Genomic DNA, 1448 nt, shown 5'->3' with positions numbered 1-1448 from the left:
GTCAAATCCGGCTGGACCAGGGCAATGGCATCGGGTGCGGCAGCCACCCGGGCTTCGAACAGTTCCTGCACGCAGGATGACAGCGGCAGGTCTTGATACGTCTGGTTCCAGCCAACCACAACTTGCTCGCGTTCGGCAGCGGGCAGTACGTCGAGCTGCAGGAGGGGAACAGCGGGGGTATCGGCCAGTGCGGCAACCAGTGCTGTGATGGCGTGTTCGAGGAAGTCGCAGATGCGTGAGGGGGAGATGCCTTCTACCACTTGCGCCGTGAGCAGGAAGTCTGTGCCCAGGTCATCAATATCGACGCACAGCGGATAATTGGTGCGTTCGGCCACACCCAGCGACTCAACGCCTGCATCTGCATCATCACTACCCTGCCCGGCCTGCGGGCTGTAGCGGTAATTGAGCAAGCCGCTGAACAACGGTGTCGGCGCAACCACGCCGCTGCAACGCTGAACCTGCGCCAAGGTCGCGTGTTCGTGGCGCAGCAGTTGCGCCAGCAGCGCATGCGCGTCTTTCAAGGCTTGCAGGGCTCCCTGCTGGCCAATATGCAGGCGGATCGGCAGCGTATTGATGAACAGGCCGATACCACGGTTGCCCTCGCCGCCCTGCATGCGGCCGAACAACACGGTGCCGAACACCACGTCATCGCGACCGCTGGAGCGGGCCAGCACCAGCGCCCAGGCCAGGTGCATCAGACTGGCAACGCTGACACCGGCACGCCGCGCCTGCTGGCGTACAGCACGCGACAAGGCAGCTGGCAGGCGACGCGACATCGTAGCGAATTCGCCCTGTACATCCAGCAAACCAAACGGGGCGGTCGGCTCGTCAACATCACCCAGCAATTGGGTGAAGAAAGCTTCATGCTCGGCTTGGCTCACACCCAGCTTTGCCTGCGCAACGAACTGGCGGAACGGCACCGGTGCCGGCAAGCTGGCTTCCAGCCCCTGATCGATGGCTTCGGCCTCGGCAACCAGCAGATCAAGCGTGGTGTGATCGATGGCCAGGTGATGCGCCAGGATATGCAGCAGCCAGCGGCCATTCTGCGGGTCCTCGGCAAGATGGCAGCGCAGCAGCGGCGCTTGGCCGATGTCAATACGAGTGTGTTTGGGGTCAAGCTGTGCCTGCAGCTGCGCAGCAACATCGCCAATCGATGCATCGAAATGCAACTCTTGCACTGGCAATTGCGCGTGGCGGTGCACCACTTGCACTGGTTGATCCGGTCCTTCCCATACCAGGCTGGTGCGCAAAATATCGTGGCGATCAATCACCTGCTGCATGGCCTGCAGCAGTTCATCCAGCTGCGTACGCGAGCTGAACGCATACAAACTCGGCAGCAGATACGGATCCCCTTCCTGCTCCATCAAGTGATGGAACAAGATCCCTTCCTGCAACGGCGCCAGCGGGTAGATGTCCTGCACATTGCCCGCACCACCCGGTACGGTGGC

The 1448-nt window shown here is 61.9% G+C and carries 1 protein-coding gene; it reads right to left on the bottom strand.

Annotated elements, in window-relative coordinates; translation table 11 throughout:
• Positions 1–1448: condensation domain-containing protein (locus B9A19_RS21815; protein WP_245804405.1), on the bottom strand; the 1448-nt coding region annotated here is incomplete at both ends.

Origin of the sequence: Andreprevotia lacus DSM 23236, from assembly GCF_900176275.1 — a bacterium.
GTDB lineage: Bacteria > Pseudomonadota > Gammaproteobacteria > Burkholderiales > Chitinibacteraceae > Andreprevotia > Andreprevotia lacus.
The sequence above is the reverse complement of the archived record's forward strand: the minus strand, read 5'-3'. Positions and strand labels throughout refer to the sequence as shown.